We start from the raw sequence: 23,992 nt of genomic DNA, 5'->3' as shown, positions 1-23,992 counted from the left end.
TCGGGGCGGTAGCGCCGTCGGGGACTGCGGGCTCGCCGTGGTTGATCGCGCGGTTCCCCGCGCCCCTTACGGGGCACTCCTGGCGACGCAAGCCTGCAAGTGATCGTCGACCAGACCGCACGCCTGCATCAGTGCGTACGCCGTCGTCGGTCCCACGAACCGCAGGCCCCGCTTCTTCAACGCCTTCGACAGGGCCGTCGACTCGGGCGTGACCGCCGGGACGTCCGCCACGGTCTTCGGGGCCGGGCGGGCGGCCGGGTCGGGGGCGTGGGACCAGATCAGGTCGTCCAGGTCGCCGGGGGTCCACTCGGCCAGCGCGCGTGCGTTGGCCATGGTCGCCTCGATCTTCGCCCGGTTGCGGATGATGCCGGCATCCGCGAGGAGGCGGTCCTTGTCGGCGTCCGTGAAGGTCGCGACCTTCGCGATCTCGAAGCCGGCGAAGGCGGCGCGGAAACCCTCACGCCGGCGCAGGATCGTGATCCAGGACAGGCCCGACTGGAAGGCCTCCAGGCTGAGGCGTTCGAAGAGGGCGTCGTCCCCGTGGACCGGGCGGCCCCACTCCTCGTCGTGGTACGTCACGTAGTCCGGGGTGGACAGGGCCCAGGGGCAGCGCAGGGCGCCGTCCGGGCCCGCCACCGCCGTACCGTCGCTCACTGCTCGTCCTCCGGGGCGGGCTTGGCCATGGAGATGTGGCCGGGCGAGGTCCGGGCGCCCGCCAGGGCGGACTCCAGGTCGGCGATGCGGGCGTCGCGCTCGGCGAGCTCGGCGCCGAGGCGGCTGAGGGCGTCGTCGACGTCGGCCATGCGGTAGCCGCGGGCGGAGAGCGGGAAGCGGAGGCTGTCGATGTCGGCGCGGCCGATCGGGCGGTCCGGGGGCAGCGGGTCCTGGAGGCGCTCCGGCGCGGCCTCCGGCAGCGGGCCGCCGCCCTCGCCGCCGCCCACCACTGCGAGGGTCACCGCGGCGACCACGACGGCCAGCGCGACGACCAGGAACAGGAACATGAGCATCGCTGTGGCCCCCACGGTGCGGTGAATGCGTGCGGTCGAGTGTGTCAGGGTCCGATCGTGCCATGCGACTCTGACAGTTAGGGTCGCAGGCGGCCGAAAGGCCAGGACGTACCAGGACACTCAGGGAGAGGTCACAGGGGATGCTCAGGCTGGGCAGGCGTGAGTTCGACGCGCACGAGCCGGTGATCATGGCGATCGTGAACCGGACCCCGGACTCCTTCTACGACCAGGGGGCGACGTTCCGCGACGAGCCCGCCCTCGCGCGCGTGGAGCAGGCGGTCGCCGAGGGGGCCGCCATCATCGACATCGGCGGGGTCAAGGCCGGGCCTGGCGAAGAGGTGACCGCCGAGGAGGAGGCGCGGCGCACGGTCGGGTTCGTGGCCGAGGTGCGGCGGCGCTTCCCGGACGTCGTGATCAGCGTGGACACCTGGCGAGCCGAGGTGGGCGCCGCTGTCTGCGAAGCCGGTGCCGATGTGCTGAACGACGCGTGGGGCGGCGTGGACCCCGGGCTCGCGGAGGTCGCCGCGCGCTACGGCGTGGGGCTGGTCTGCACGCACGCCGGAGGCGCGGAGCCCCGGACGCGGCCGCACCGGGTGACGTACGACGACATCATGGCCGATGTGCTGCGGGTGACCGTGGGACTGGCCGAGCGGGCGCTGGAGCTGGGGGTGCCGCGGGAGTCGATCATGATCGATCCCGGGCACGACTTCGGGAAGAACACCCGGCACAGCCTGGAGGCGACCCGGCGGCTCGGGGAGATGGTGGAGACGGGCTGGCCGGTGCTGGTCTCCCTGTCCAACAAGGACTTCGTGGGCGAGACCTTGGACAAGCCCGTCAAGGAGCGGGTGGTCGGGACGCTGGCGACGACCGCGGTGTCGGCGTGGCTGGGCGCGCAGGTGTACCGGGTCCACGAGGTGGCGGAGACCCGGCAGGTGCTGGACATGGTGGCGTCGATCGCGGGCCACCGTCCGCCCGCGGTGGCCCGGCGGGGGCTGGCGTAACATCGCTTCGCCCCCGCCGTCACTCACCCGGCGGGCTGAGTACCGCTAGCGCGCGGCCTCCTTCGACACCAGTGCGACCGCCTCGTCCACGTCGTCCGTGACGTGGAACAGGAGCAGGTCCTTCTCCGAGGCCTTGCCCTGGGCGATCAGTGTGTTCTTGAGCCAGTCGACCAGGCCGCCCCAGTAGGCGCTGCCGAACAGGACGATCGGGAAGCGGGTGACCTTCTGGGTCTGGACGAGGGTGAGGGCCTCGAAGAGTTCGTCGAGGGTGCCGAGGCCGCCGGGCAGGACCACGAAGCCCTGGGCGTACTTGACGAACATCATCTTGCGGACGAAGAAGTACCGGAAGTTCAGGCCGATGTCGACGTACGGGTTGAGCCCCTGCTCGAAGGGGAGCTCGATGCCGAGACCGACCGAGATGCCCTTCGCCTCCAGCGCGCCCTTGTTCGCCGCCTCCATGGCGCCGGGTCCGCCGCCCGTGATCACGGCCCAGCCGGCCTCGACCAGGCCGCGGCCGAGGCGGACGCCGGCGTCGTACTCGGGCGAGTCCACAGGTGTGCGCGCCGAGCCGAAGACGCTGATGGCGGGCGGGAGTTCGGCGAGCGTGCCGAAGCCCTCGATGAACTCCGACTGGATGCGCAGGACGCGCCAGGGGTCGGTGTGGACCCAGTCCGACGGGCCTCCCGCGTCCAGCAGCCGCTGGTCCGTGGTGCTCGCGGTCACCTGGTCTCGCCGCCTCAGGACCGGTCCCAGGCGCTGCTCCTCCGGTGGCTGCTTCTTGCCCTCGGGGTTGCCGGTAGCCATATAGCGCTCCCTCCGCTTGCCAGGTCTTTCCACCTCAGCGTAGATCCACGCGGGTTACGGACGGGGGACGCGAGCGTGTCCGCCATGGAGCGCCGTCCCGGCGATCCCGAGGCCCACGCCCGCATCGGGCCCCCGCCTCCCGTGGGCGCTACGCCGTGAGCCACGCCCTCAGCCGCTCCTCGCCCGCCAGGATCTTCGCGGTTTCCACCCGTTCGTCCCGCTTGTGGGCCAAGTGCGGATTGCCGGGACCGTAGTTCACCGCCGGGATGCCCAGGGACGAGAAGCGGGAGACGTCCGTCCAGCCGTACTTGGGCCGCGCGGTGCCTCCGACCGCCTTCATGAACGCGGCCGCCGCCGGGTGGGACAGCCCCGGCAGCGCGCCGCCGCTGTGGTCGTCCACCACGAACTCCTCGACGCCGCAGTCGGCGAAGACCTCGCGGACATGGGCGACGGCCTCCTCCTCGGTGCGGTCCGGGGCGTAGCGGAAGTTGACGGTCACGACGCACTCGTCGGGAATGACGTTGCCCGCCACTCCGCCCGAGATGCCGACCGCGTTCAGGCCCTCGCGGTACTCAAGGCCGTCGATCACCGGGTACCGCGGCTCGTACGAGGCGAGGCGCGCCAGGATCGGGGACGCCGCGTGGATCGCATTCGAGCCCATCCAGCCGCGCGCGGAGTGGGCGCGCTCGCCCTTGGTCCTGAGCAGGACCCTGAGCGTGCCCTGGCAGCCGCCCTCGACCTCGCCGTCCGACGGCTCAAGGAGCACCGCGAAGTCGCCCTCCAACCACTGCGGGCGGTTCTCGGCGATGTGCTTGAGGCCGTTGAGTTCGGCGGTCACCTCTTCGTTGTCGTAGAAGACGAAGGTCAGGTCGCGGTTCGGGGCCACGACCGTCTCGGCGATGCGGAGCTGGACGGCGACGCCGGACTTCATGTCGCAGGTGCCGCAGCCCCACAGGACGCCGTCCTCGTCCAGCCGGGAGGGGACGTTGTCCGCGATCGGCACGGTGTCGATGTGACCGGCGAGGATCACGCGCTCCGGCCGGCCCAGGTGCGTGCGCGCCACGACGTTGTTGCCGTACCGCTCGACCGTCAGGTGCGGCAGGGCGCGCAGGGCGGTCTCGACGGCGTCGGCCAGGGGCTTCTCCGTGCCGCTGACGGAGGGGAAGTCGACGAGCTGCGCGGTGAGCTTCGCGGCGTCCAGCGTGAGGTCAAGGGAGGTGTCGGCCATGGTGCCGACCCTAACGCGCCGTGGCGTCGCCCCACTTTTCCCACCGATTTCCGACTGCGCCGGTACCCCTCAGTAACCTCAGCTACCTTGTACGACGTGCCAGAGCTGTCACCCACTCGCAAACGTCGTGGCCGTCTCCTCCGTCGCGGAGCGGCCTTCATGGTTCTGCTCGCCGTGGCGGGCTACCTCGCGGTGCAGTACGTCACCGGGGGCACGGGGACACCGGGCTGCGACGTCGTGTCGGGCAAGGGCGACGGCGCCGGTTACGAGTTCACGCCCGAGCAGGCGGTGAACGCGGCGACGATCGCCGCCGTCGGCACCGGCCGCGGGCTGCCCGAGCGGGCCGTCACGATCGCGCTGGCCACCGCGCTCCAGGAGTCGGGCCTGCGCAACATCGGCCATGGCGACCGCGATTCCCTCGGTCTGTTCCAGCAGCGGCCGTCGATGGGCTGGGGCACCGAGGAGGAGATCCTCGACCCGGTCTACTCGGCGGGCGAGTTCTACGAGCACCTGGTCAAGGTCCCCGACTACACGCGGCTGCCGCTCACCGTCGCCGCCCAGCGCGTCCAGCGCAGCGGCTTCCCGGAGGCGTACGCCAAGCACGAGCCGGACGCGACGCTGCTCGCCGCCGCCCTCACGGGCCGTTCGGCGGCCACGCTGACCTGCGAGGGCCGTACGGGAACCGCCCGGGCCACAGGGGCGGACTCGGTGCGGGACGCGCTGCTGCGGGACTTCGGGCGCGACGCGCTCCAGCCGGCCGGGGCCGAGGTGAGCGGTGAGAAGGCGGCGCCCTCGCCGACGCCGTCCGTGATCAAGCAGGACGACCGGACGGTGCTGCTGCCGGTGCCGGCCGACGAGGGCTCCGGCGCCGGGCGCGGTGCACGCGAGCGTGGCTGGCAGCTGGCGCACTGGGCTGTGGCCAACGCCTCGGATCTGCACATCAAGCGGGTTTCGTACGCCGGTCGGCAGTGGACCGCCGGGAACACCGACAGCCAGTGGCGCGCGATCACCGGGGCAGGTGCCACGGAGGCCGAAAGCGGTGCGGGCGCGGTCCGGATCGTCACTGCTCCGTAGTACGCGCGGAGGTTCGACGACTCACTCCGACGGGTTGGTCGAGGTGTCGGGCGGCGACGGTGTGGGCAGGTTTTCGCGCGGCTCCTTCGGAATCCGTCAAAAGCCTTGAGAACAAAGGGCTGTAAGGATTCCCCGGGCTTTCGGACAGGACGCGCTTTGCCCGTTTTTATCCGCAGGCGATAATGCGACGCATTGCCAACTCTTTACATTGGCGCGCCGCAACCTTCACGGGCTTCGAGCGGTAGTCACTGCGTCCGAGCCCGGAGATCAACAGCCAGTCGGTCCACCGTCAGTCGCCGCAGTCCAGTCGGCTCAACTGCCGGGCAGGGTCGGACACTTCATCGTTCTCATCCGACAGACCCGTCGAAGGAGCATCATGTCCCTCCCCCTGACCCGCCGGATCGCCCGTGCCGCGCTGCTCGTCGCTGCGGGGGCGGCTGCCGGGGTCGGTGCGGCCGGCTCCGCCAGTGCGGCCCCCGGACTGCCCGAGGCCCCCCAGGTCGGCGGCCTGACCGCCCTGGACGGCACGACGGTCGTCGACGGTGCCACCCAGAACGCCGCCGGACTCGCGGGCGGCGCCGTCGACACGGCCGTCGACAAGGCGCTCCCGGCTGCGGCCAAGACCGGCGACAAGGTGACCAAGAGCGGCGGCAAGGCCGCGAAGAAGGCGGTGCCCGCCGCGAAGAAGGCCGGCGGCAAGGTGACGAAGACCGGCGGCAAGGTCGCCAAGGAGCGTGCCGCGGCCGCGCAGCAGACCGCGGGCGGCGTGGCCGGCTCGGTCGGTGCCGTCCTCGGTGACGCGGCGGGTTCGGCCACGCAGGGCGGCCTGCCGGCGACCGGCTCGCTGCCGGTGCAGGGCCTCCCGGTCGGCTGACGATCGGCTGCGCCTGGCTTGAGCCGACGGGGTTCAGGGACTTCCCTGGGCCCCGTCGGCTTTTTGCATGCCTACGTCGGCAGAGGCCGGGGCATGCCTGGGCGGCGCCCGGCGCTGCAGGCTGTGCCCACCCGTTCCGCCCTGCGGAACGACTGCCCACAGCGGTGGCGGCAGCCGCTCCCCTGTGCGTCACGCCAGGCGGTGTACCGCCGCCTCCACTCGGGCGTCCGTCGCCGTGAACGCCACGCGTACGTGGCGGGCGCCGGCCTCGCCGTAGAAGTCTCCGGGGGCCACCAGGATGCCGAGGTCGGCCAGGTGGGCGACGGTGGCCCAGCAGGACTCGTCGCGGGTGGCCCAGAGGTAGAGGCTGGCCTCGCTGTGCTCGATGCGGAAGCCGTGGGCCTCAAGCGCCCGGCGCAGGGCCGTGCGGCGGGCGGCGTAGCGGTCGCGCTGGACGCGGACGTGCTCGTCGTCGCCGAGGGCCGCGACGACCGCCGCCTGGGTCGGGGCCGACGTCATCATGCCGCCGTGCTTACGGATCTCCAGGAGCGGGCCGAGGACCGCCGGGTCGCCGGCCAGGAACGCCGCCCGGTAGCCCGCCAGGTTCGAGCGCTTCGACAGGGAGTGCACCGCGACGATGCCGTCGTAGGAGCCGCCGTTGACGTCCTGGTGCAGGACGGAGACCGGCTCGGCCTCCCAGCCCAGCTCCAGGTAGCACTCGTCGGAGAAGATCAGGACGCCGTGCTCACGGGCCCAGGCGACGATCCGGGTCAGCTCCTGCCCGGAGAGGACCTTGCCGGTGGGGTTGGACGGCGAGTTCAGCCAGAGCAGCTTCAGACCGCGCGGGTCCAGCTCGGTCGGGTCGTCGTACACCTCGTACTCGGCGCGGGCGAGTCGGGCGCCCACCTCGTACGTCGGGTAGGCCAGCCGCGGGTACGCCACCCGGTCGCCGGGGCCGAGGCCCAGCTGGGTGGGGAGCCAGGCGACCAGTTCCTTGGAGCCGACGATCGGCAGGACGTGCCGGTGGGTGACCCCACGGGCGCCCAGCCGGCGCTCCACCCAGCCCGTGATCGCGTCGCGCAGCGCCGGGGTGCCCCAGACCGTCGGATAGCCCGGGGAGTCCGCGGCGTCGATCAGCGCCTTCTGGATCAGCTCGGGGACCGGGTCGACCGGCGTGCCGACGGAGAGGTCGACGATCCCGTCCGGATGCGCGGCGGCCGTCTTCTTGTACGGCTCCAGCTTGTCCCAGGGAAAGGTCGGAAGGCGGTCGGAGACTGCGGACACGGATCTGGCTCACTTTCTGGTACTGCCGGTATGCCGGTGTCACCGGTACGGCCGGATACGGCAACGCCTCGGTCCCGTACGGTGATCAAGGCGATCAGGCCGTACGGGACCGAGGCGGCACGCTGTGCGGGTCGCCGTGAGGATTACTCGGCCTGCGGCGGCAGCGCGGCGATGAAGGGGTGGTCGCGCTCGATCAGGCCCAGCTTGCTGGCGCCGCCGGGGGAGCCGAGCTCGTCGAAGAACTCGACGTTCGCCTTGTAGTAGTCCTTCCACTCCTCCGGAGTGTCGTCCTCGTAGAAGATCGCCTCGACCGGGCACACCGGCTCACAGGCTCCGCAGTCGACGCATTCGTCCGGGTGGATGTACAAGGACCGGGAGCCCTCGTAGATGCAGTCGACCGGGCACTCCTCGATGCACGCCTTGTCCTTGACGTCGACACAAGGCTGCGCGATGACGTAGGTCACGCTGTCGTTCCTCCTCGATAGGGCGCTGGCGGGCCTCTTCAGGCTCCGCCGCCTGGCGCGCGGGAGCGCGGCGTCGTCGATGCCCGCCCCTAGTATCTCCGTTCTTGGGCATGATCCGAACAGGAGGGGTGAAGTGACCTGTGGAAATATCTGCGACGGGGCGCCTTGAGGTCCGTATCACCGCTGCTGACGTGGGCAAACGGGTCTCCGTACGCCGCCGACACGATCCTGCGACCGAGGGTGAGAAGTTCACCGACACGGTGGGTGTTCTCGCATCATGGGACGACGGTGTGCTGCTGATCACACGGAAGAGTGGCGAGACCGTCCACATTCCGGAAGCGTCACTGGTCGCGGGCAAGGTGGTGCCGCCCGCCCCGGCCCGCCGGCGCGGCCCCGCCGCCTCCTACGAGGAACTCGCGCGCGTCTCCGCACGCGCGTGGCGGCCCGTGGAGAGCGAGCGGCTCGGCGAGTGGGAGCTGCGTGCCGCCGCCGGGTTCACCCGCCGCGCCAACTCGGCGCTGCCGCTCGGCGACCCCGGCCTCCCGCTGCCGGCCGCGCTGGACGCCGTACGGCGCTGGTACGGCGACCGCGGGCTCCCCGCGTACGTCCAGACCGCGACCGGGGCCGAGGGCACGCAGGAGCTGCTGTGCGCGGAGCTGGAGCGGCTGGGGTGGACCCGGGAGGTCACCGCGGAGCTGTGGATCGGGGCGTTGGCGCCGGTCGCGGACCGGGACGAGGGCGCCGGAGTGGTGCTGTCCCGGGAGGCGGACGACGCTTGGCTTACGCGGTATCAGCGCAAGGGGGTGAGCGAGGTGGCCCTGAAGGTGCTGGGCAGCGGCCCGTCGGTGTGGTTCGCGACGGTCCCGGGCGAGGGGGATGGCGCGCCCGCCGCCATCGGGCGGTGTGTCGTGGACGGGCGGTGGGCCGGTTTCGCCGCCGTGGAGGTGGACCCGGCGCTGCGGCGGCGGGGACTGGCCACCCGGGTGATGGCCGCGCTGGCCCGGCGGGCCCTGGAGGAGGGTGCGTCGGCGGCGTGGCTCCAGGTCGAGGCGGACAACGCGGGCGCGCGAGGGCTGTACGCCGGCATGGGGTTCGCCGCGCATCACGCGTACCACCACTATCGATCAGTGTGAGCAGCGGTACCGATCGCCGTGAAAGGGCACGAGCCAGCTATGCGTCCCCTGTACCCCCCGACCCCCGAACGTTCCGCCGAGCTGCGGCGGCGGTTCGCCGAAGAGGCCCGGTCCGAGCGGCCTGACCTGTCCACGCTGTGTCTGCTGCTGGGAGCGGAGGCCGACGGCGCGCTCGACGAGGCCGGGATGGACTCCGCGCAGGTCACGCTGGACGAGCTCGCCGGGCAGCTGCCTTACCGGCCCGGCGGACCGCGGGCGTGGGCCGTCGCGCTGCGGGAGCTGCTCGGGGAGCGGTACGGGTTCCGCGGCTGCGCGGCGGACTACCAGCGGCTGGAGTCGTCGTTGCTGCACGAGGTGCTGCGGCGGCGGCGCGGGCTGCCGATCCTGCTGTCGGTGGTGTGGCTGGAGGTGGCCCGGCGGGCGGGGGCACCCGTGTACGGGGTCGCCCTGCCCGGCCATTTCGTGGTGGGGTTCGGGCCCACCGACGATCAGGTGCTGGCCGATCCCTTCGACGGGGGGCGGGTGCTGACGGGCGGCGACGCGGATCTGCTGGTGGCGGGGGCCACGGGGGCGCCGTTGCAGCCGTCGATGCTGACCCCGGCCGATCCGCTGGAAGTGGTGCAGCGGATCCTGAACAACGTACGGGCGTGGGCGGCGGCCCGGCCCGAGCGCACGGATGTCGCCCTGTGGGCGCTGGAGTTGTCCCTGTCGCTGCCGTCACATCCGGCGCGGTTGCGGTTCGAGCGGGCGCAGTTGCTCGTCCAGCGGGGGGACTTCGTCGCGGGGGCCGTGGAGTTGGAGGAGTACGCGGAGTTGATCTGTGAGGTGGATGAGGGGGCGGCGGAGCGGGTGCGGGGGGAGGCTCGGGCCGCTCGGGCGATGTTGAACTAGGGTCGCCTTCTCGCCGTAGGGTGCTCTTGTCGTGCGGCTGCGGGTGCGTTGTGGCTGGTCGCGCCCACGCGGCGGAGCCGCAAATCGATACAGCCCCGCGCCCCTGAAGGGGCGTTGCCCCTCAGGGCGCTTCCGATGATCCGCGTTCTACAGCCAGCCCTTCTCCCTCGCGATCCGTACCGCCTCCGCCCTGTTCCGTACCGCCAGCTTCTGGATCGCTGTGGAGAGGTAGTTGCGGACCGTGCCCTGGGAGAGGTGCAGGGTCGCCGCGAGTTCGGCGTTGGTGGAGCCGTCCTCCGCTGCTCGCAGGACCTCTCGTTCGCGGTCGGTCAGGGGGTTGGCGCCCTCCGCCAGGGCCGCTGCCGCCAGGGTGGGGTCGATGACCCGCTCCCCCGCCAGCACCTTGCGTACCGCCTCGGCGAGTTGGGCCGCGGGGGCGTCCTTGACCAGGAAGGCGTCGGCGCCCGACTCCATCGCGCTGCGCAGGTAACCGGGGCGGCCGAAGGTCGTCAGGACGACCAGCTTCACGGACGGCAGCTCCTGGTGCAGGAGCGCCGCCGCCTCTATGCCCGTCGCGCCGGGCATCTCGATGTCCAGGAGCGCCACGTCCACGGCGTGCTCGCGGGCCGCGGCCAGTACCTCGTCGCCGCGGGCCACCTGGACGACGACCTCGATGTCGTCCTCCAGGCCGAGCAGGGCGGCCAGGGCCTCGCGGACCATCGACTGGTCCTCGGCGAGGAGGACCTTGATCGTGGGGCTCATGTCGCGGATCCTACGTGCGCCGAAGCCGGCACCGGGACGCGGGCCGTGAGACGGAAGCCGTTCCGGGTGCCCCCCGCCTCCAAGGTGCCGCCGGCCTTGGTGAGGCGTTCCGTGAGGCCCGTCAGACCGTGGCCGGGGCCGCCGCCCCCGTCACCGGAGCCGTCGTCCTCGACGGAGAGTTCCAGGACGAGGCCGTCGAGGGTCTGGCGGCGCAGCAGCTCGACCGTGCAGCGCCGGGCGCCGCTGTGCCGTACGACGTTGGTGACCGCCTCGCGCAGCGCCCAGGCCAGGGCCGTCTCGCTGTCCTCGGGGACGCCGGTGAGGTCGGGCTCGGCGGGGAGCTCGGCCGTCACCTCCGCGGCCGTCAGGGCGACTCTGGCGCCCGCCAGTTCGGCGGCCAGACGGGGGCGGCGGTAGCCCGAGACGGCCTCGCGGACGTCGACCAGGGCCTGCCGGCTGACCTGTTCGATGTCGGCGACCTGCTGGGCCGCCTTTTCGGGGTGGCCGGGGAGCATGCGTCCCGCCAGCTCGCTCTTGATGGTGATCAGGGACAGGGAGTGGCCGAGCAGGTCGTGCAGGTCGCGTGCCAGGCGCAGGCGTTCCTCGTTGGCGGCCAGCTGGGCGACCGTGGCGCGGGCCTCCCGCAGCGCGACCGTGGTGCGGATGAGTTCGCGTACGCCGGTCATGGCGAAGCCGCCCAGCAGGGCCGGGATCAGCAGTCCGGCCAGGAACTCCTTGCCGCCCGGTGTCGCGAACGCGATCAGGGTCATCAGCGCGGACGCGCCCGGGATGGTCCAGCGGGCCATGCGCAGCGGCAGGGCCGCGCCGGACGCGATCGAGACGTACACGAACAGCACCAGCCACTCCCGGCCCAGGGTGAGGGCCAGGAGCGTGGACTGGGCGGCGAGAACGCCGAGGGAGGCGAGGACGACGCTGTTGCGTTCGCCGCGGCCGGTGCGGAAGAGCAGCAGCATGTACCAGGTGACGAATGCCGCGAGGCCGATCCAGCCGAGGATCCGCACGCCCGTGCTGTGGCCGCCGTGCAGCAGGTCGCTGGCCGGTGCGCTCAGGTAGACCAGCCAGATGCCGGTCCACAGGAGCTTGACGAACCGTTGCTTGCGATTCTCCGGGCGCTGCCCGATTCCGACTCCCTCGCCACTCACGCCTTCAACGTGTCCTTCCGGTACAGCCAGGCCGCACCACCCGTGAACAGGGCGAAGGAGACGACGAGGACGACGAGGTCCTTCGCGTGCGGCGCCCGGCTCTGTTCGATCGCCTGCCCGAGGGCAGCGTACGCGTGTGTGGGCACCCACTTGGCGATGTCCTGGAGCCAGCCCGGGAAGGACGTGGTCGGCATCCACAGGCCGCCGAGGATGGAGAGACCGAAGTAGGTGATCATCGTGATCGGGCGGACCGCGTCACCGCTCGCGAGGTAGCCGAGGGCCACGCCGAGCGCGGCGAAGACCAGGCTGCCGGCCCAGATCGCGCCGGTCAGGGCGAGCCACTGCCAGGCGTCCAGGCGTACGTCCTTCACGGCCGCCGCGACGACGAAGACGACCACGATCGACGGCAGGCTGACCACGGCGGAGCCGGCCGTCTTCGCGAGGACGTACCCGTGCCCGGGCAGTGTCGTCAGCCGCAGCTGCCGTACCCAGCCGCCCTCCCGCTCCTTGGCGATGCGCTCGCTGTTGCCCATCAGGACGGCGGTGAGGGCGCCGAAGGACGCCATGGACACCATCATGTAGGTCGGCAGCGTCAGGCCCGTCCCGTCGATCTTCGTGGTGCTGTCGGCGCTGCCCGCGATGAGCAGGAACAGCAGCGAGGGGTACAGCACGGAGAAGAACAGGAACTTGCGGTTGCGCAGGGCGCGGGTGAGTTCGAGCTTGATCAGGCCCCGCGAAGCAAAAATACTCAGCATGAGGTGCGGGCCTCCTCGGCCTCCGTGATGGCGACGAACGCCTGCTCCAGGCCGAGCCCGGCGACTTCGAGGTTGCGGGGGTACAGGCCGAGGCCGTAGAGGGCGTGGACGGTGGCGTCGGCGTCGGAGGACTGGATGCGGACGGTGTGGCCCGACACGTCGAGGTACGTCAGGAAGGGCAGGGCGCGCAGCGCGCTCTCGTCGATGTCCGTGTCGTGCAGGTCGAAGGAGACGCGCCGCGCCCCCGCCTTCGCCTTGATCTCGGCCGCCGTGCCGTCGGCCAGCAGCCGTCCCCGGTGCAGGACGAGCACCCGGTCGGCTATGGCGTCGGCCTCCTCCAGGTAGTGCGTGGCGAACAGGACGGTCCGGCCCTGCTCGGCCTGCTCGCGCATGGTGGCCCAGAAGGCGTGGCGGGTGGTGACGTCCATGCCGGTCGTCGGCTCGTCCAGGACGATCAGGTCGCTGTCGCCGGCGGTCGCCAGGGCGAACCGCACGCGCTGGGCCTGGCCGCCGGAGAGCCTGTCGACCTTGCGGTCGGCGATCTTCGAGACACCCGCGCGGGCCAGCACGTCGGAGACCTTGTACGGCCTCGGGTGCAGATCGCAGGCGAGCCGCACCAGTTCGGCGACGGTGACCTCGTCCATCAGCCCGCCGCTCTGGAGCATGGCGCCCACCCGCCCGGCGACGATGGCCTCGCGCGGGCCGGTGCCGAAGATCCGCACCGTGCCGCTGTCGGGCTGCTTGAGGCCGAGCAGCAGGTCGAGCGTGGTCGACTTGCCGGCCCCGTTCGGGCCCAGCAGGGCCACGGTCTCCCCCGGGTGCAGCGCGAGCGTGAGCCCGTCGACGGCCCGGACGCTCCCGTAGCTCTTGCTCACCCGGTCGAATCCGACCACCTCGGTCGCCGTGTTCAACGCTGTCGTTGTCATGTGCTCAAGACTGGCCGCGGGGGCGCCCGGCCCGGCAGTGTCGACGGTCCTGACTGCCGGATGACAGATGTCATACGACGAGGGGGCACCCGGCGGTTGCCGGGTGCCCCCTCGTCCGAACGGCTGCGCTAGCTCGGGTCGGTGTCGATGGTGACGGTGCGCTCCGCGGCCGTCTTGCCGCGCAGCGCCTTGCGCAGGGCGGAGGCGACATCCTGCGGAAGGACGTCGCGTTTGCCGCTCGCGCCGTTGATCTGCACGCCGTCGAAGGTGGCACCGTACGCCGCCTGGAGCGCCTTGAGGTCGTAGGTGTCCACGAGCTTGCCGTTGACCGCCTTGACGCCGAGGATCTTCGGCAGCGACAGGGAACCGAACGGGATGCTGTGCGCGGCGTCCGTCTGGACCGTGACCTTGTCGGCCATCGCCGGCTCGGCGAACTCCTTCATGAACCGGTCGACCTCGGCCCTGGTGACCGTCGGCTGCTTGGCGGTGGTCGCCACCTTCACCGGGGCGGACGCGCCGGTCTCCACCTGGGTGCGGTACGCCTCCTCGACCGCCGTGGTCGACCCGGCGACGTCGATGCCCTGGCCGGCCTTGCCGTACACGGCGACCGCCTTGCCGGTCTTGAAGGAGACCGAGCCCTCGGTCACCGAGCCGGAGCCGCCGGAGGCGTCCTCCAGGGCGGCGTGCAGCTTCTCCTCGTCGGTCGGCATGACCGGGTCGACGACCCGCTGGTTGCCGAAGAGGGAGCCGATCACGGAGATCGGGTTGTAGTCGCTGCTCGCGGCCGTGCTGACCGTCTGCTGCATGTCGAACTGGAGCCCGGCCTGATCCGGCTGCAGGGCCACCGTCTTGCCGCCCACGGACAGCTTCAGCGGCTTGTTGACCCGCTCGTCGAAGGCGTCGTTGAGCTTGCGGACCGCGTCGTCGCGGGTGCCGCCGCCGATGTCGACACCGAGCACGGTGGTGCCCTTGGGCACGTCGGTGTGGTTCATCAGCAGGCCCGCGCCGTACAGGCCGCCCGCGAGGACGACCACGCCGCCGACGATCAGGGCCCGCTTGTTGCGGCCCTTCTTCTTCGGCGCACGGGAGGACGAGGAGCTCGACGAGGACGGCTCGGGGAGCTTCGGGGGCGTGTGCGGCCCGGACGACGTGTCGGTGCCGCCCGGCCCGAAGGGGCCGCCGCTCTGGGCGCCGCCGGGCACGATCGGGATGCCGCTGGTGACGGTGTGGCCGGAGACGTTGTCGGCGACGCCGTAGTTCGGGCCGCCGGGCTCGGGGGCCGGCTTCTGCGGCGTGAGGATCGCGGTGTCGTCGCTCATACCGGCGCCGGGGCCCTGGCCCGGGGCGTTGAAGGCGGCACCGGGACCGTTCGGGCCGGGTCCGTTCGGGCCGGGTCCGTTCGGGCCGGGGGCGCCGGGGCCCGCGGGGCCTGCCGGGCCGACGTTGATGCCGGGGATGCCGGCACCGCCGGGTGCGCCCGGAGCGCCGGGACCGCCCGGACCGCGACTGCCCGGACCGCGGCCGCCGGGACCGCTGCGGCCGCCCTGTCCGCCGCCCGCGACCGGCGGCACCGCCGGTCCGTCGCCGGTGACCGGGCCGGTCGTGGGGCCCGCGGGACCCTGCGGACCGCCTCGGCCGCCACCGCCGTTCGGACCGTTGAAGTCGCTGGAGCCACCGAAGTCGCCCGGGGCGTTGAAGTCGGCGGCGGGGTCGAAGCCGGCCGGGCCGCCCTGGGCGCCGTAGCCGGCGGGGCCGTTCGGGCCGCTCTGCGCGCCCTGGCCACCGAAGCCGTTCTGACCGTTCTGCCCGTTCTGGGCGCCGGTCCCGTTCTCCGCGAAGTACGGCAGGTCGTCGCGGCGTGCCTCGCCGCCGGGGCGGGCGCCGTTGCCCAGCGGGCCGGCCGCCAGGGCCTCGGTGACGTCGAAGGAGCCGGTGCCGCCGCCGTGGCCGGGAGCCACGGGACCGCCGGTCGCCCCGGGTAGCCCCGCGCCGCCGGGACGGGAGCCGCCGTCCGGCCGTGCGCCGTTCCCGCTGCCGGGTCGGGGGCCGCCGGGCGCGTTCATCGAGCCGACGACACCGCCGGGCCGCCCGGGACCGGTGGCCGGGCCGGCGCCCGCGGGACCGCCCGCACCGGGGCCCGAACCGCCGGGCAGACCTGCGCCGTTGGTGGCCGGGCCGCCCTGACCGCCCTTGCCGCCAGAGGACTTGCGCGGTGCGAACCAGTCGCTCGTCTTCTCCCCCGCCGGTGGAGCAGGGTCGGCCGGGGGCTCGACGTTGCCCGTGGCGGCGGCCGTGGCGGCCGGCGGCGGCGGCGCCTGGGTCTCGGCGGTTTCGCCCGGATTCTCGGCTTCTGGGACGGGCTTTCGGACGACGACCGGCGGAATGGGCCGCGATCCGGGGATGTTGATCCGGATCCGGGTCGTCAGCGTCGTCTCGGTCTTGCGTTCCTCCGGCTTCGGGGCCGAACGGCCCTCGTCCGCAGCGCTGTCGGAAACCATGGGGATCCCGTACGGCGGCGTGCCCGAGGGGTACGCGGCACCCCCGCGCCCGTTGGGCCCGGAGGACGGACTGTCAGTTTCACGACTCAAGGCAGGTTCTCCCGGTTGGCTCCACCGCCCGTTTCGACCTCATTGCTGCGGTCGGCTCGGCGGCGCGCACCACCATACTGGCCACCCCTGGCGCGTATCCCACGACCGCCTGGGAAACCCACACGGGACTCGCACGAGTACGTCGTGGAGAAGTGGTACGTCAATTGCCAAGTCGGACGCCGTCGCCACCCGGTTGCCGTACGGGAGCGAGGGTGGCGCAGATCACAGCAATGGCCATGCCGCCGAGCAGGAAGAGATAGGAGGAGACTCCTGTTCCGAACAGGAAGTCGCCCTCCGGACGGCTGGCGGTCAGCAGGATGACGGAGATCATCCAGCCGCCGGCCGGTGCGACGGCCCCGGCGCGGCTGCCCATCGCCCGGCCGGCGCCCAGCAGCAGTCCGGCCTCGCCGGCGACGGCGAGCAGCAGACCGCCCGGGAACCACGCGGGCTGCACAAGCGCGCCGGCCACGCCGACCACCGCGCCGAGCGCGAAGAGGGCCACGTAGGCGAGGGCCCGCAGGGCGGAGGGCCGCTTCAGCTTGATCGGCTGGGCGAGCATCGAGCTCATGACGCCTCCCCGGCGGTGAGACCGGCGAACAGGTCGGACTCCGGCCGCGCCCCCGGCTCGCCGCGCACCAACTCGTAGTACTCGGTGGTGAACAGGGGCTGCGCGAGTTCGTTGGACAGCACGAAGTACGGCTCGGCCACCTCGATCTGGGTGGCGTGCGCGCGCATCGCGGCGGCCTTGGCGGCGGCGTGGGCGGTGCCGTCGATCACGGCGGTGACGCGCTCGTCGGCGACGACTCCCGGCACGTCGGCGACGGTGGCGGCCTTACCGAAGGGCAGACCGGGCAGATCAGCCTGAAGCCGGGCGAACGCCTCGTCGGCGGCGGTGCGCGGGACCCGGTTCCAGTAGACCTTGGGGATCTCCCACCCGGCGTCCACGGCCAGCTCGGCCGCGCGCATGGCGACGCGGTGGGCCTGGATGTGGTCGGGGTGGCCGTAGCCGCCGTCGGGGTCGTAGGTGACCAGGACCTGGGGGCGTACCTCCAGGATGACCTCGACCAGCTCGCGGGCGGCCGCGTCGACGTCCGCCTGCCACAGGCTCGCGGGGTCGTCGTTGTCGGCGATGCCCATCATCCCGGAGTCCTCGTAACGGCCCCTGCCGCCGAGGAGACGGAAGTCCTCGACGCCGAGTTCGCGCATCGCCGCGGTGAGCTCGCCGAGGCGGTGTTCGCCCAGCTCGGTACCGGTGAGGTGCCGAAGTTCCGGGGGAATGACCTCGCCGTGCTCACCGAGGGTGCAGGTCACCAGGGTGACCCTGACACCCTCGGCCGCGTACCTGGCCATGGTCGCGCCGTTGTTGATCGACTCGTCGTCCGGGTGCGCGTGCACCAGGAGAAGACGCCGGTCGGGGAGTTCCGTCATGGACCCCACCCTACGAGGCGGCTCAGAACTTGATGCTTCCGATCATGCCCGCGATGTTCGTCGTCAGCTCACTGATGGTCGGAGCGACGGTCGAGGACGCCAGATAGAAGCCCAGCAGCATGCACACCACCGCATGCCCGGCCTTCAGTCCTGATTTCTTGATCAGAAGGAAGACGATGATCGCCAGCAGCACCACCGCCGAAATCGAGAGTGCCACGGCGGCTCACCTCCAAGAATCCCAAGCGCGGGGGTCGGACTATGGGGGCAGATAAATCCATCAAGCAGCCAGCAGGTTCATACCCACTATGCGGTTGTGATCATAACTATCCGTACGTGCGCATCGATCGGCGCACAGCCGCACAAGGGGGCGCACTGGCCAATATGGTCGGGGCATGACGACCGACCCTGTGTCCTTCCCCCGACGGCACGCCCGCACCCAGAGGTTCACGCTCGGCGCGCCGCGCGCGTTCGCGGTGGCGCCCGACGGTTCCCGTGTCGTGTTCCTGCGCTCCACCTCCGGTACGGACCCGGCGAGTTCGCTGTGGGTGCTCGACACGGCGAGCGGTGAGGAGCGCGTGGCCGCCGACCCGCGCGCCCTGCTGGGCGGCGCCTCGGAGGACCTCTCGCCCGAGGAGCGGGCGCGGCGCGAGCGCAGCCGTGAGGGCGGCGCCGGCATCGTCGGCCACGCCACCGACAACGCCGTCGAGTTGGCGTCTTTCGCCTTGTCAGGGCGGCTCTTCACGGCCGAGCTGCAAGCCGGGACGGCCCGTGAACTCCCGGCCCCCGGGCCGGTGATCGACCCGCGCCCCTCCCCCGACGGACGGCACATCGCGTATGTCGCGCAGGGCGCGCTGCGGGTGGTGGGCGCCGAGGGTGAGGGCGACCGCGCGCTGGCCGAGCCGGAGTCGGACGGGGTCACCTACGGGCTGGCCGAGTTCATCGCGGCCGAGGAGATGGCGCGCTACCGGGGCTTTTGGTGGAGCCCCGAGTCGGACCAACTCCTGGTGGCGCGCGTCGACGACACGCCGGTGCACCGGTGGTGGATCTCCGATCCGGCGCGTCCGGAGCGGGAACCGCAGCGGGTGGCGTACCCGGCGGCGGGCACGGCGAACGCGGACGTCCGGCTGTTCGTGATCGGGCTGGACGGGGCCCGTACGGAGGTCTCCTGGGACCGGGCGCGCTATCCGTATCTGGCGCGAGTGCACTGGTCAGCGGCGGGGGCGCCGCTGCTGCTCGTACAGGCGCGCGACCAGCTCAGCCAGCTGTTCCTGGCCGTGGACCCGGCGACGGGGGCGACCCGGATGGTGCACGCCGACGAAGATCCACAATGGCTGGAACTTTTCCCTGGCGTGCCCTGCTGGAGTCCTGCCGGGCATCTTGTGCGGATTGCCGACGAGGGCGGGGCGCGGGTGCTCACGGTGGGCGAACGCCCGCTGACGGGACCCCAGTTGCACGTCCGCGCGGTGCTGGACGTCACCTCCGACGACGTACTGATCTCGGCGTCGGCGGGCGAGGCGGCGGCCGAGCCCGAGATCGGCGAAGTGCATGTGTATCGGGTGAACGAGCTCGGCGTGGAGCGCGTCTCACAGGAACCCGGCGTGCACTCGGCGGTGCGCGCCGGCGGGGTGACGGTGCTGGTGTCCCATACGCCGGACCGGCCCGGGGCCGCGGTGCAGGTACTGCGGGACGGAAAGGGGATTGGCTTGGTCCGCTCCTATGCCGAAGACCCCGGTCTGTCCCCGCGCATCACCCTCACCACAGGGGGCGCACGCCGCATCCCGTGCGCCGTGCTTATGCCTCGGGACTACGCCGGTGACACCCCACTCCCGGTTTTGCTGGATCCCTACGGGGGACCGCACGGCCAGCGGGTGGTGGCCGCCCACAACCCGCATCTGACCTCGCAGTGGTTCGCCGACCAGGGCTTCGCGGTGATCGTCGCCGACGGCCGCGGCACGCCGGGACGCTCTCCCGCCTGGGAGAAGGCCGTCAAGGACGACATCGCGGCGATCGTGGTGCAGGACCAGATCGACGCGTTGCAGGGGCTCGCCGAGCGGTTCCCGCTCGACCTGACCCGGGTGGCGATCCGGGGCTGGTCCTTCGGCGGCTATCTCGCGGGGCTCGCGGTGCTGCGCCGCCCGGACGTCTTCCACGCGGCCGTCGTCGGCGCCCCGGTCACCGATCTGCGCCTGTACGACACCCACTACCAGGAGCGCTACGTCGGGCACCCCGACCAGCAGCCGGAGGTCTACCGGCGCAACTCGCTGATCGACGACACGGGCCTGGTGGAGCCGGCCGAGCCGCACCGCCCGATGATGATCGTGCACGGGCTGGCGGACGACAACGTGGTCGTCGCCCACTCCCTGCGGCTGTCCTCGGCCCTGCTGGCCGCCGGCCGCCCGCACGAGGTGCTGCCGCTGTCCGGGGTGACCCACATGACCCCGCAGGAGGAGGTCGCGGAGAACCTGCTGCTGCTCCAGCTCGACTTCCTGAGGCGGTCGCTCGGCCTCGCGTAACGGGCAACGGACCGGGGTGACATGGCGCACCCCGGTCCGTTCACGGCACCCGCACGGCCGTACGCTGTTCAGCCTGACGCGTCCGTATATCGGAATCGGGTCGGCCAAGTTGCCTGTGTGTTAACGCAGTTGATGCGCCTTTGTACGACTATGGCCGCACCGGTCACGGCGTCTTTGCCGCGACCACCTGCTTCTCCTCCGCGAAGTGGCACGCCGACTCGTGCCCCGCGGGGCCGCCCTGCTCCCGCGGCCGCGCCGGCACCGCCAGCGGCGGCACCTCCTCGGCGCACACGTCCTGCGCCTTCCAGCAGCGGGTGCGGAAGCGGCAGCCGGAGGGCACGTTCGTCGGGGACGGGACGTCGCCGGTGAGGATGATCCGCTCGCGGCGCTCTCTTGCCTCCGGGTCGGGCACGGGCACCGCGGAGAGCAGCGCCTGGGTGTAGGGGTGCGTGGGACGGTCGTAGATCTCGGTGTCCCGGCCGGTCTCCACGATCCGGCCGAGGTACATCACCCCGACCCGGTCGGAGATGTGCCGGACGATCGACAGGTCGTGGGCGATGAAGACGTAGGAGAGCTTGAACTCGCTCTGCAGGCGGGCCATCAGATTGATGACCTGGGCCTGCACGGAGACGTCCAGCGCGGAGACCGGCTCGTCGGCGACGATGATCTCCGGGCGCAGGGCCAGACCCCGGGCGATGCCGATGCGCTGGCGCTGGCCGCCGGAGAACTGGTGCGGATAGCGGTTGATGTACTCGGGGTTGAGGCCGACCACGTCCAGCAGCTCCTGGACCTTGCGGCGCCGGTCGCCCCTGGGAGCGGCCTCGGGGTGGATCTCGTACGGCTCCCCGATGATGTCGCCCACCGTCATACGGGGGTTGAGGGAGGTGTACGGGTCCTGGAAGACCATCTGGATGTTGCGCCGTACGGCCTTCAGGGCGCGGCCGGAGAGCCGGGTGATGTCCTCGCCCCTGTACTTGATGGAGCCGGCGGTCGGGCGTTCCAGGTTGACGAGCATCCTGGCGACGGTCGACTTGCCGCAGCCGGACTCGCCGACGACGCCGAGGGTCTCGCCGCGGTGCAGGGTGAGGTCGACGCCGTCGACCGCCTTCACCGAGCCGACCTGTTTCCTGAGGAGGACGCCGCGGGTGAGCGGGTAGTGCTTGACGAGCCCGCGGACCTCCAGAATCGCCTCAGCCATTCAGGCACTCCCTCCACAGGTGGCAGGCGCTGCGCCGGTCCTCGGAGACCTCGTACGGGGCGGGCACGTCGGTGCGGCACACGTCCTGGGCCATCGGGCAGCGGGGATGGAAGGCGCAGCCGCGCGGGATGTCCATGAGGTTGGGCGGCAGGCCCTTGATGGCGTAGAGCTCGCGGCCCTTGAGGTCCAGGCGCGGGACGGAGTCCAGCAGGCCGCGGGTGTACGGGTGGGCGGGCGCCTTGTAGATGTCGTGGACCGGCGCCGACTCCACGATGCGGCCCGCGTACATCACCGCGATCCGGTCGGCGACGTCCGCGACCACGCCGAGGTCGTGGGTGATGAGGATCAGGGCCATGGCGTACTCGCGCCGCAGCTCCGCCAGCAGATCCATGACCTGGGCCTGGACGGTGACGTCGAGGGCGGTCGTCGGCTCGTCGGCGATGATGAGTGCCGGTTCGAGGGCGAGGGCCATCGCGATCATGATGCGCTGGCGCATGCCGCCGGAGAACTGGTGCGGGTACTGCTTCACGCGCTCCTTGGCGGCCGGGATGCGCACGCGGTCCATCAGCTCGACGGCCTTGGCCCGCGCGTCCTTCCGCGACATGCCCCGGTGCACGACGAACATCTCGCCGAGCTGCTCCCCCACGGAGAGCACGGGATTGAGGGAGGACAGCGCGTCCTGGAAGATCATCGCCATCTCGGCGCCGCGGACCTTGCGCCGCTCCTCCTCCTTCAGACCCAGCAGGTCCCGCCCCTGGAAGAGGATCTCGCCCCCGGTGATCCGGCCGGGCGGTGTGTCGAGGATCCCCATCACGGCCTGCGCGGTCACCGACTTCCCGGACCCGGACTCGCCGAGCACGGCGAGGGTCTCGCCCGCGTCCACGCCGTAGCTGACGCCGTTGACGGCCTGGGCGATCCCGTCCCTGGTGCGGAACTCCACGTGCAGATCGCGCACTTCGAGCAGCATCGGCGGCTCACCTCAGCTTCGGGTCGAGGGCGTCGCGCACGGCGTCGCCGAGCATGATGAACGCCAGGACGGTGACCGCGAGCGCCCCGGAGGGCCACAGCAGGGCGTGCGGGGCGTTGCGGATGTAGGGGGACGCCGCCGAGATGTCGATGCCCCAGGAGACGCTGGGCGGCTTCAGACCCACGCCCAGGTAGGACAGGGTCGCCTCCAGGGCGATGTAGGTGCCGAGCGCGATGGTCGCGACCACGATCACCGGGGCCACCGCGTTCGGGGCGATGTGGCGCAGCAGGATCCGGGAGTTCGAGGCGCCCAGGGCGCGGGCGGCCTGGACGTAGTCGTTCTGTTTGGCGGTGATGACCGCGCCGCGGGCGATGCGGGAGATCTGCGGCCAGCCGAGCAGCACGATGAAGCCGATGACCGGCCAGACGCTGTTGCTGGTGACGACCGACAGCAGGACCAGGCCGCCGAGGACGACCGGGATGGCGAAGAAGACGTCGGTGATCCGGGACAGGACGGAGTCCCACAGGCCGCCGAAGAAGCCGGCGAGCGCGCCGAGGACCGAGCCGAGCAGGGCGACCCCGAGCGTGGCGCAGACGCCGACCGAGACGGACGTACGGGCCCCGTAGACCGTGCGCGTGTAGACGTCGCAGCCCTGTCCGTCGTAGCCGAAGGGATGGCCCGGCCCGGCGCCCTGCTGGGCCCTGGCGAGGTCGCACTTGAGGGGGTTGCCGGAGGCGATCAGCGAGGGCCACAGGGAGATGACGACGAGGAAGACGATGATCAGGGCCGAGACCAGGAAGACCGGGTTGCGGCGCAGGTCCCGCCAGGCGTCGGACCACAGGGACCGGGGTCTGCCCGTCCCCTGCGGCCCGCCGACCGCCGCCGCGTCGGCGGTCGGCGGCCCCTGCTCCAGGATCTCCGCCTCGGTCGTGGCGAGGCCCGCCACCGCGCCCATGGCCGCCCCGGTCCCCGCGACGGCTCCCTCGGACTCCAGCGGCGGCTCAGGCATAGCGGATCCTCGGGTCGAGTACGGCGTACAGGAGGTCGACGACCAGGTTGCACAGGAGGAAGACGAGGACGAGGACCGTCACGAAGCCGACGACGGTCTGGGTGTTCTGGCGCAGGATGCCCTGGTAGAGCTGGTAGCCGACGCCGTGGATGTTGAAGATCCGCTCGGTGACGATCGCCCCGCCCATCAGGAAGCCGATGTCGGCGCCGATGAAGGTGACGACGGGGATGAGCGAGTTGCGCAGCAGGTGCCGGGTGACGACCCGGCGCCGGGGCAGGCCCTTGGCGACCGCGGTACGGACGTAGTCGGAGGTCCGGTTCTCCGCGATGGAGGTGCGGGTCAGCCGGGTGACGTATGCCAGGGAGACCGACGCGAGGACGAGGCCCGGCACGATCAGCTCGCCGAAGGGGGCGTCCGTGGAGACGGACGGGCGGATCCAGCCCCACTCCACGCCGAGCAGCAGTTGGAGCAGCAGGCCGGTGACGAAGGTGGGGACGGAGATGACGACGAGGGTGAGCAGAAGGACGCCGGTGTCGACGGGGCGGCCGCGGCGCAGGCCGGTGACGACGCCCAGGGTGATCCCGATGACGACCTGGAGGACGATCGCCACGATGGTCAGCCGGATGGTGACGGGGAAGGCCGTCGACATCAGCTCGGTGACCTCCTGGCCGTTGAAGGCCGTACCGAAGTCGCCGGTGAAGAGGTTCCCCATGTAGGTCAGGTATTGCTGCCACACGGGCTTGTCGAGGCCGAACTCCTTCCTGAGCTGCGCGGCCGTCGCCGGGTCGCACTGCCGGTCGCCGCACAGGCCCGCGACGGGGTCGCCCATCACGTTCACCATGAGGAAGATCAGCAGGGTGGCCCCGATGAACACCGGGACCATCTGCACCAGGCGCCGGACCACGTAGCCGACCATGGCGGAA

24 protein-coding genes are annotated in these 23,992 nt (G+C 71.8%); 6 read left to right on the top strand and 18 right to left on the bottom strand.

Annotation, left to right across the window (positions count from 1 at the left end):
• Positions 1 to 66: 66 nt before the first annotated feature.
• Complete coding sequence (locus tag PGH47_RS27850) at positions 67 to 654, bottom strand: DNA-3-methyladenine glycosylase I (RefSeq protein ID WP_271665684.1); 588 nt, start codon at positions 652 to 654, stop codon at positions 67 to 69.
• On the bottom strand, positions 651 to 1,001 hold the full coding sequence (locus tag PGH47_RS27845) for a DivIVA domain-containing protein (RefSeq protein WP_271668173.1): 351 nt from the start codon (positions 999 to 1,001) through the stop codon (positions 651 to 653). The genes PGH47_RS27850 and PGH47_RS27845 overlap by 4 nt, the downstream gene beginning before the upstream one ends.
• Positions 1,002 to 1,147: 146 nt before the next feature.
• Between PGH47_RS27845 and folP the strand changes: the two genes are divergently transcribed.
• Positions 1,148 to 2,008: a dihydropteroate synthase gene (folP, locus tag PGH47_RS27840; protein WP_107903148.1), complete on the top strand. Its 861-nt coding sequence runs from the start codon at positions 1,148 to 1,150 to the stop codon at positions 2,006 to 2,008.
• Between the two features lie 45 nt (positions 2,009 to 2,053).
• Here the strand turns inward: folP and PGH47_RS27835 are convergent, their stop codons facing one another.
• Positions 2,054 to 2,812 carry a TIGR00730 family Rossman fold protein gene (locus PGH47_RS27835; protein WP_107903151.1) on the bottom strand — a complete coding sequence of 253 codons (759 nt, stop codon included), beginning with the start codon at positions 2,810 to 2,812 and terminating at the stop codon, positions 2,054 to 2,056.
• Between the two features lie 148 nt (positions 2,813 to 2,960).
• On the bottom strand, positions 2,961 to 4,040 hold the full coding sequence (dapE, locus tag PGH47_RS27830; RefSeq protein WP_271665683.1) for a succinyl-diaminopimelate desuccinylase: 1,080 nt from the start codon (positions 4,038 to 4,040) through the stop codon (positions 2,961 to 2,963).
• Between the two features lie 96 nt (positions 4,041 to 4,136).
• On the opposite strand from dapE, the gene PGH47_RS27825 reads away from it, so the two are divergent.
• Together PGH47_RS27825 and PGH47_RS27820 are read left to right on the top strand one after the other, a co-directional pair.
• Positions 4,137 to 5,114 carry a heavy metal transporter gene (locus PGH47_RS27825; RefSeq protein ID WP_443048540.1) on the top strand — a complete coding sequence of 326 codons (978 nt, stop codon included), beginning with the start codon at positions 4,137 to 4,139 and terminating at the stop codon, positions 5,112 to 5,114.
• Positions 5,115 to 5,490: 376 nt separating this feature from the next.
• The gene (locus tag PGH47_RS27820) at positions 5,491 to 5,988 is read left to right on the top strand and encodes an ATP-binding protein (protein ID WP_125529311.1); all 498 of its coding nucleotides are present in this window, start codon (positions 5,491 to 5,493) and stop codon (positions 5,986 to 5,988) included.
• A gap of 189 nt (positions 5,989 to 6,177) precedes the next feature.
• Here PGH47_RS27820 and PGH47_RS27815 read toward each other — a convergent pair whose 3' ends face one another.
• Both PGH47_RS27815 and fdxA read right to left on the bottom strand, forming a co-directional pair.
• Positions 6,178 to 7,272: a bifunctional succinyldiaminopimelate transaminase/glutamate-prephenate aminotransferase gene (locus tag PGH47_RS27815; protein ID WP_271665681.1), complete on the bottom strand. Its 1,095-nt coding sequence runs from the start codon at positions 7,270 to 7,272 to the stop codon at positions 6,178 to 6,180.
• Positions 7,273 to 7,415: 143 nt separating this feature from the next.
• Positions 7,416 to 7,736: a ferredoxin gene (gene fdxA, locus PGH47_RS27810; RefSeq protein ID WP_030961637.1), complete on the bottom strand. Its 321-nt coding sequence runs from the start codon at positions 7,734 to 7,736 to the stop codon at positions 7,416 to 7,418.
• 140 nt (positions 7,737 to 7,876) lie between these two features.
• Between fdxA and PGH47_RS27805 the strand changes: the two genes are divergently transcribed.
• Entirely contained in the window at positions 7,877 to 8,869 is a 993-nt protein-coding gene (locus PGH47_RS27805; RefSeq protein ID WP_271665680.1) for a GNAT family N-acetyltransferase, read from the top strand.
• 39 nt (positions 8,870 to 8,908) lie between these two features.
• On the top strand, positions 8,909 to 9,760 hold the full coding sequence (locus PGH47_RS27800; protein ID WP_271665679.1) for a transglutaminase-like domain-containing protein: 852 nt from the start codon (positions 8,909 to 8,911) through the stop codon (positions 9,758 to 9,760).
• A gap of 147 nt (positions 9,761 to 9,907) precedes the next feature.
• On the opposite strand, the gene PGH47_RS27795 is transcribed toward PGH47_RS27800, so the two are convergent.
• The 8 genes from PGH47_RS27795 to PGH47_RS27760 all read right to left on the bottom strand — a co-directional run bounded on the left by PGH47_RS27795 (position 9,908) and on the right by PGH47_RS27760 (position 17,599).
• On the bottom strand, positions 9,908 to 10,522 hold the full coding sequence (locus PGH47_RS27795; protein WP_107903164.1) for a response regulator transcription factor: 615 nt from the start codon (positions 10,520 to 10,522) through the stop codon (positions 9,908 to 9,910).
• Positions 10,519 to 11,685 (bottom strand): sensor histidine kinase, encoded by a 1,167-nt coding sequence (locus PGH47_RS27790; RefSeq protein WP_271665678.1) that lies wholly within the window; start codon positions 11,683 to 11,685, stop codon positions 10,519 to 10,521. The genes PGH47_RS27795 and PGH47_RS27790 overlap by 4 nt, the downstream gene beginning before the upstream one ends.
• Positions 11,682 to 12,440, bottom strand: coding sequence for an ABC transporter permease (locus tag PGH47_RS27785; RefSeq protein WP_269643229.1), 759 nt, complete (start codon positions 12,438 to 12,440; stop codon positions 11,682 to 11,684). The genes PGH47_RS27790 and PGH47_RS27785 overlap by 4 nt, the downstream gene beginning before the upstream one ends.
• The gene (locus PGH47_RS27780) at positions 12,434 to 13,366 is read right to left on the bottom strand and encodes an ABC transporter ATP-binding protein (protein ID WP_271665677.1); all 933 of its coding nucleotides are present in this window, start codon (positions 13,364 to 13,366) and stop codon (positions 12,434 to 12,436) included. Before PGH47_RS27780 ends, PGH47_RS27785 begins: the two co-directional genes overlap by 7 nt.
• A 128-nt stretch (positions 13,367 to 13,494) precedes the next feature.
• Positions 13,495 to 15,954 carry a hypothetical protein gene (locus PGH47_RS27775; protein WP_271665676.1) on the bottom strand — a complete coding sequence of 820 codons (2,460 nt, stop codon included), beginning with the start codon at positions 15,952 to 15,954 and terminating at the stop codon, positions 13,495 to 13,497.
• Between the two features lie 160 nt (positions 15,955 to 16,114).
• Positions 16,115 to 16,522, bottom strand: coding sequence for a DUF6113 family protein (locus PGH47_RS27770; RefSeq protein WP_271665675.1), 408 nt, complete (start codon positions 16,520 to 16,522; stop codon positions 16,115 to 16,117).
• Complete coding sequence (gene mshB, locus PGH47_RS27765) at positions 16,519 to 17,382, bottom strand: N-acetyl-1-D-myo-inositol-2-amino-2-deoxy-alpha-D-glucopyranoside deacetylase (RefSeq protein ID WP_271665674.1); 864 nt, start codon at positions 17,380 to 17,382, stop codon at positions 16,519 to 16,521. The genes PGH47_RS27770 and mshB overlap by 4 nt, the downstream gene beginning before the upstream one ends.
• A gap of 22 nt (positions 17,383 to 17,404) precedes the next feature.
• Positions 17,405 to 17,599 (bottom strand): hypothetical protein, encoded by a 195-nt coding sequence (locus PGH47_RS27760; RefSeq protein ID WP_019755516.1) that lies wholly within the window; start codon positions 17,597 to 17,599, stop codon positions 17,405 to 17,407.
• Between the two features lie 175 nt (positions 17,600 to 17,774).
• Here PGH47_RS27760 and PGH47_RS27755 point away from each other — a divergent pair, with 175 nt between their 5' ends.
• A complete protein-coding gene (locus PGH47_RS27755) occupies positions 17,775 to 19,895 on the top strand; it encodes a prolyl oligopeptidase family serine peptidase (protein ID WP_271665673.1) in 2,121 nt (706 codons plus the stop codon).
• Positions 19,896 to 20,058: 163 nt separating this feature from the next.
• Here the strand turns inward: PGH47_RS27755 and PGH47_RS27750 are convergent, their stop codons facing one another.
• The 4 genes from PGH47_RS27750 to PGH47_RS27735 are packed head-to-tail and all read right to left on the bottom strand — an operon-like array spanning position 20,059 to position 23,985.
• Positions 20,059 to 21,093, bottom strand: a complete 1,035-nt coding sequence (locus PGH47_RS27750) for an ABC transporter ATP-binding protein (protein WP_271665672.1) — start codon at positions 21,091 to 21,093, stop codon at positions 20,059 to 20,061.
• Entirely contained in the window at positions 21,086 to 22,060 is a 975-nt protein-coding gene (locus PGH47_RS27745) for an ABC transporter ATP-binding protein (RefSeq protein ID WP_271665671.1), read from the bottom strand. Before PGH47_RS27745 ends, PGH47_RS27750 begins: the two co-directional genes overlap by 8 nt.
• A 7-nt stretch (positions 22,061 to 22,067) precedes the next feature.
• Positions 22,068 to 23,069: an ABC transporter permease gene (locus PGH47_RS27740; RefSeq protein WP_271665670.1), complete on the bottom strand. Its 1,002-nt coding sequence runs from the start codon at positions 23,067 to 23,069 to the stop codon at positions 22,068 to 22,070.
• Positions 23,062 to 23,985, bottom strand: coding sequence for an ABC transporter permease (locus PGH47_RS27735; RefSeq protein WP_271665669.1), 924 nt, complete (start codon positions 23,983 to 23,985; stop codon positions 23,062 to 23,064). Before PGH47_RS27735 ends, PGH47_RS27740 begins: the two co-directional genes overlap by 8 nt.
• Positions 23,986 to 23,992 lie beyond the last annotated feature (7 nt).

Source organism: Streptomyces sp. HUAS 31, assembly GCF_028198125.1.
In the GTDB taxonomy this organism is placed as follows: domain Bacteria; phylum Actinomycetota; class Actinomycetes; order Streptomycetales; family Streptomycetaceae; genus Streptomyces; species Streptomyces chartreusis.
This window is presented reverse-complemented; position numbering and strand designations above follow the sequence as displayed.

Excerpts from the sequence above, each read along its gene's own strand:
- PGH47_RS27845 (WP_271668173.1), bottom strand. The coding sequence starts at position 1,001 with ATGTTCCTGTTCCTGGTCGTCGCGCTGGCCGTCGTGGTCGCCGCGGTG.
- folP (WP_107903148.1), top strand. The coding sequence starts at position 1,148 with ATGCTCAGGCTGGGCAGGCGTGAGTTCGACGCGCACGAGCCGGTGATC.
- PGH47_RS27835 (WP_107903151.1), bottom strand. The coding sequence starts at position 2,812 with ATGGCTACCGGCAACCCCGAGGGCAAGAAGCAGCCACCGGAGGAGCAG.
- dapE (WP_271665683.1), bottom strand. The coding sequence starts at position 4,040 with ATGGCCGACACCTCCCTTGACCTCACGCTGGACGCCGCGAAGCTCACC.
- PGH47_RS27820 (WP_125529311.1), top strand. The coding sequence starts at position 5,491 with ATGTCCCTCCCCCTGACCCGCCGGATCGCCCGTGCCGCGCTGCTCGTC.
- PGH47_RS27800 (WP_271665679.1), top strand. The coding sequence starts at position 8,909 with ATGCGTCCCCTGTACCCCCCGACCCCCGAACGTTCCGCCGAGCTGCGG.
- PGH47_RS27795 (WP_107903164.1), bottom strand. The coding sequence starts at position 10,522 with ATGAGCCCCACGATCAAGGTCCTCCTCGCCGAGGACCAGTCGATGGTC.
- PGH47_RS27785 (WP_269643229.1), bottom strand. The coding sequence starts at position 12,440 with ATGCTGAGTATTTTTGCTTCGCGGGGCCTGATCAAGCTCGAACTCACC.
- PGH47_RS27780 (WP_271665677.1), bottom strand. The coding sequence starts at position 13,366 with ATGACAACGACAGCGTTGAACACGGCGACCGAGGTGGTCGGATTCGAC.
- PGH47_RS27770 (WP_271665675.1), bottom strand. The coding sequence starts at position 16,522 with ATGAGCTCGATGCTCGCCCAGCCGATCAAGCTGAAGCGGCCCTCCGCC.
- mshB (WP_271665674.1), bottom strand. The coding sequence starts at position 17,382 with ATGACGGAACTCCCCGACCGGCGTCTTCTCCTGGTGCACGCGCACCCG.
- PGH47_RS27755 (WP_271665673.1), top strand. The coding sequence starts at position 17,775 with ATGACGACCGACCCTGTGTCCTTCCCCCGACGGCACGCCCGCACCCAG.
- PGH47_RS27750 (WP_271665672.1), bottom strand. The coding sequence starts at position 21,093 with ATGGCTGAGGCGATTCTGGAGGTCCGCGGGCTCGTCAAGCACTACCCG.
- PGH47_RS27745 (WP_271665671.1), bottom strand. The coding sequence starts at position 22,060 with ATGCTGCTCGAAGTGCGCGATCTGCACGTGGAGTTCCGCACCAGGGAC.
- PGH47_RS27740 (WP_271665670.1), bottom strand. The coding sequence starts at position 23,069 with ATGCCTGAGCCGCCGCTGGAGTCCGAGGGAGCCGTCGCGGGGACCGGG.
- PGH47_RS27735 (WP_271665669.1), bottom strand. The coding sequence starts at position 23,985 with ATGGTCGGCTACGTGGTCCGGCGCCTGGTGCAGATGGTCCCGGTGTTC.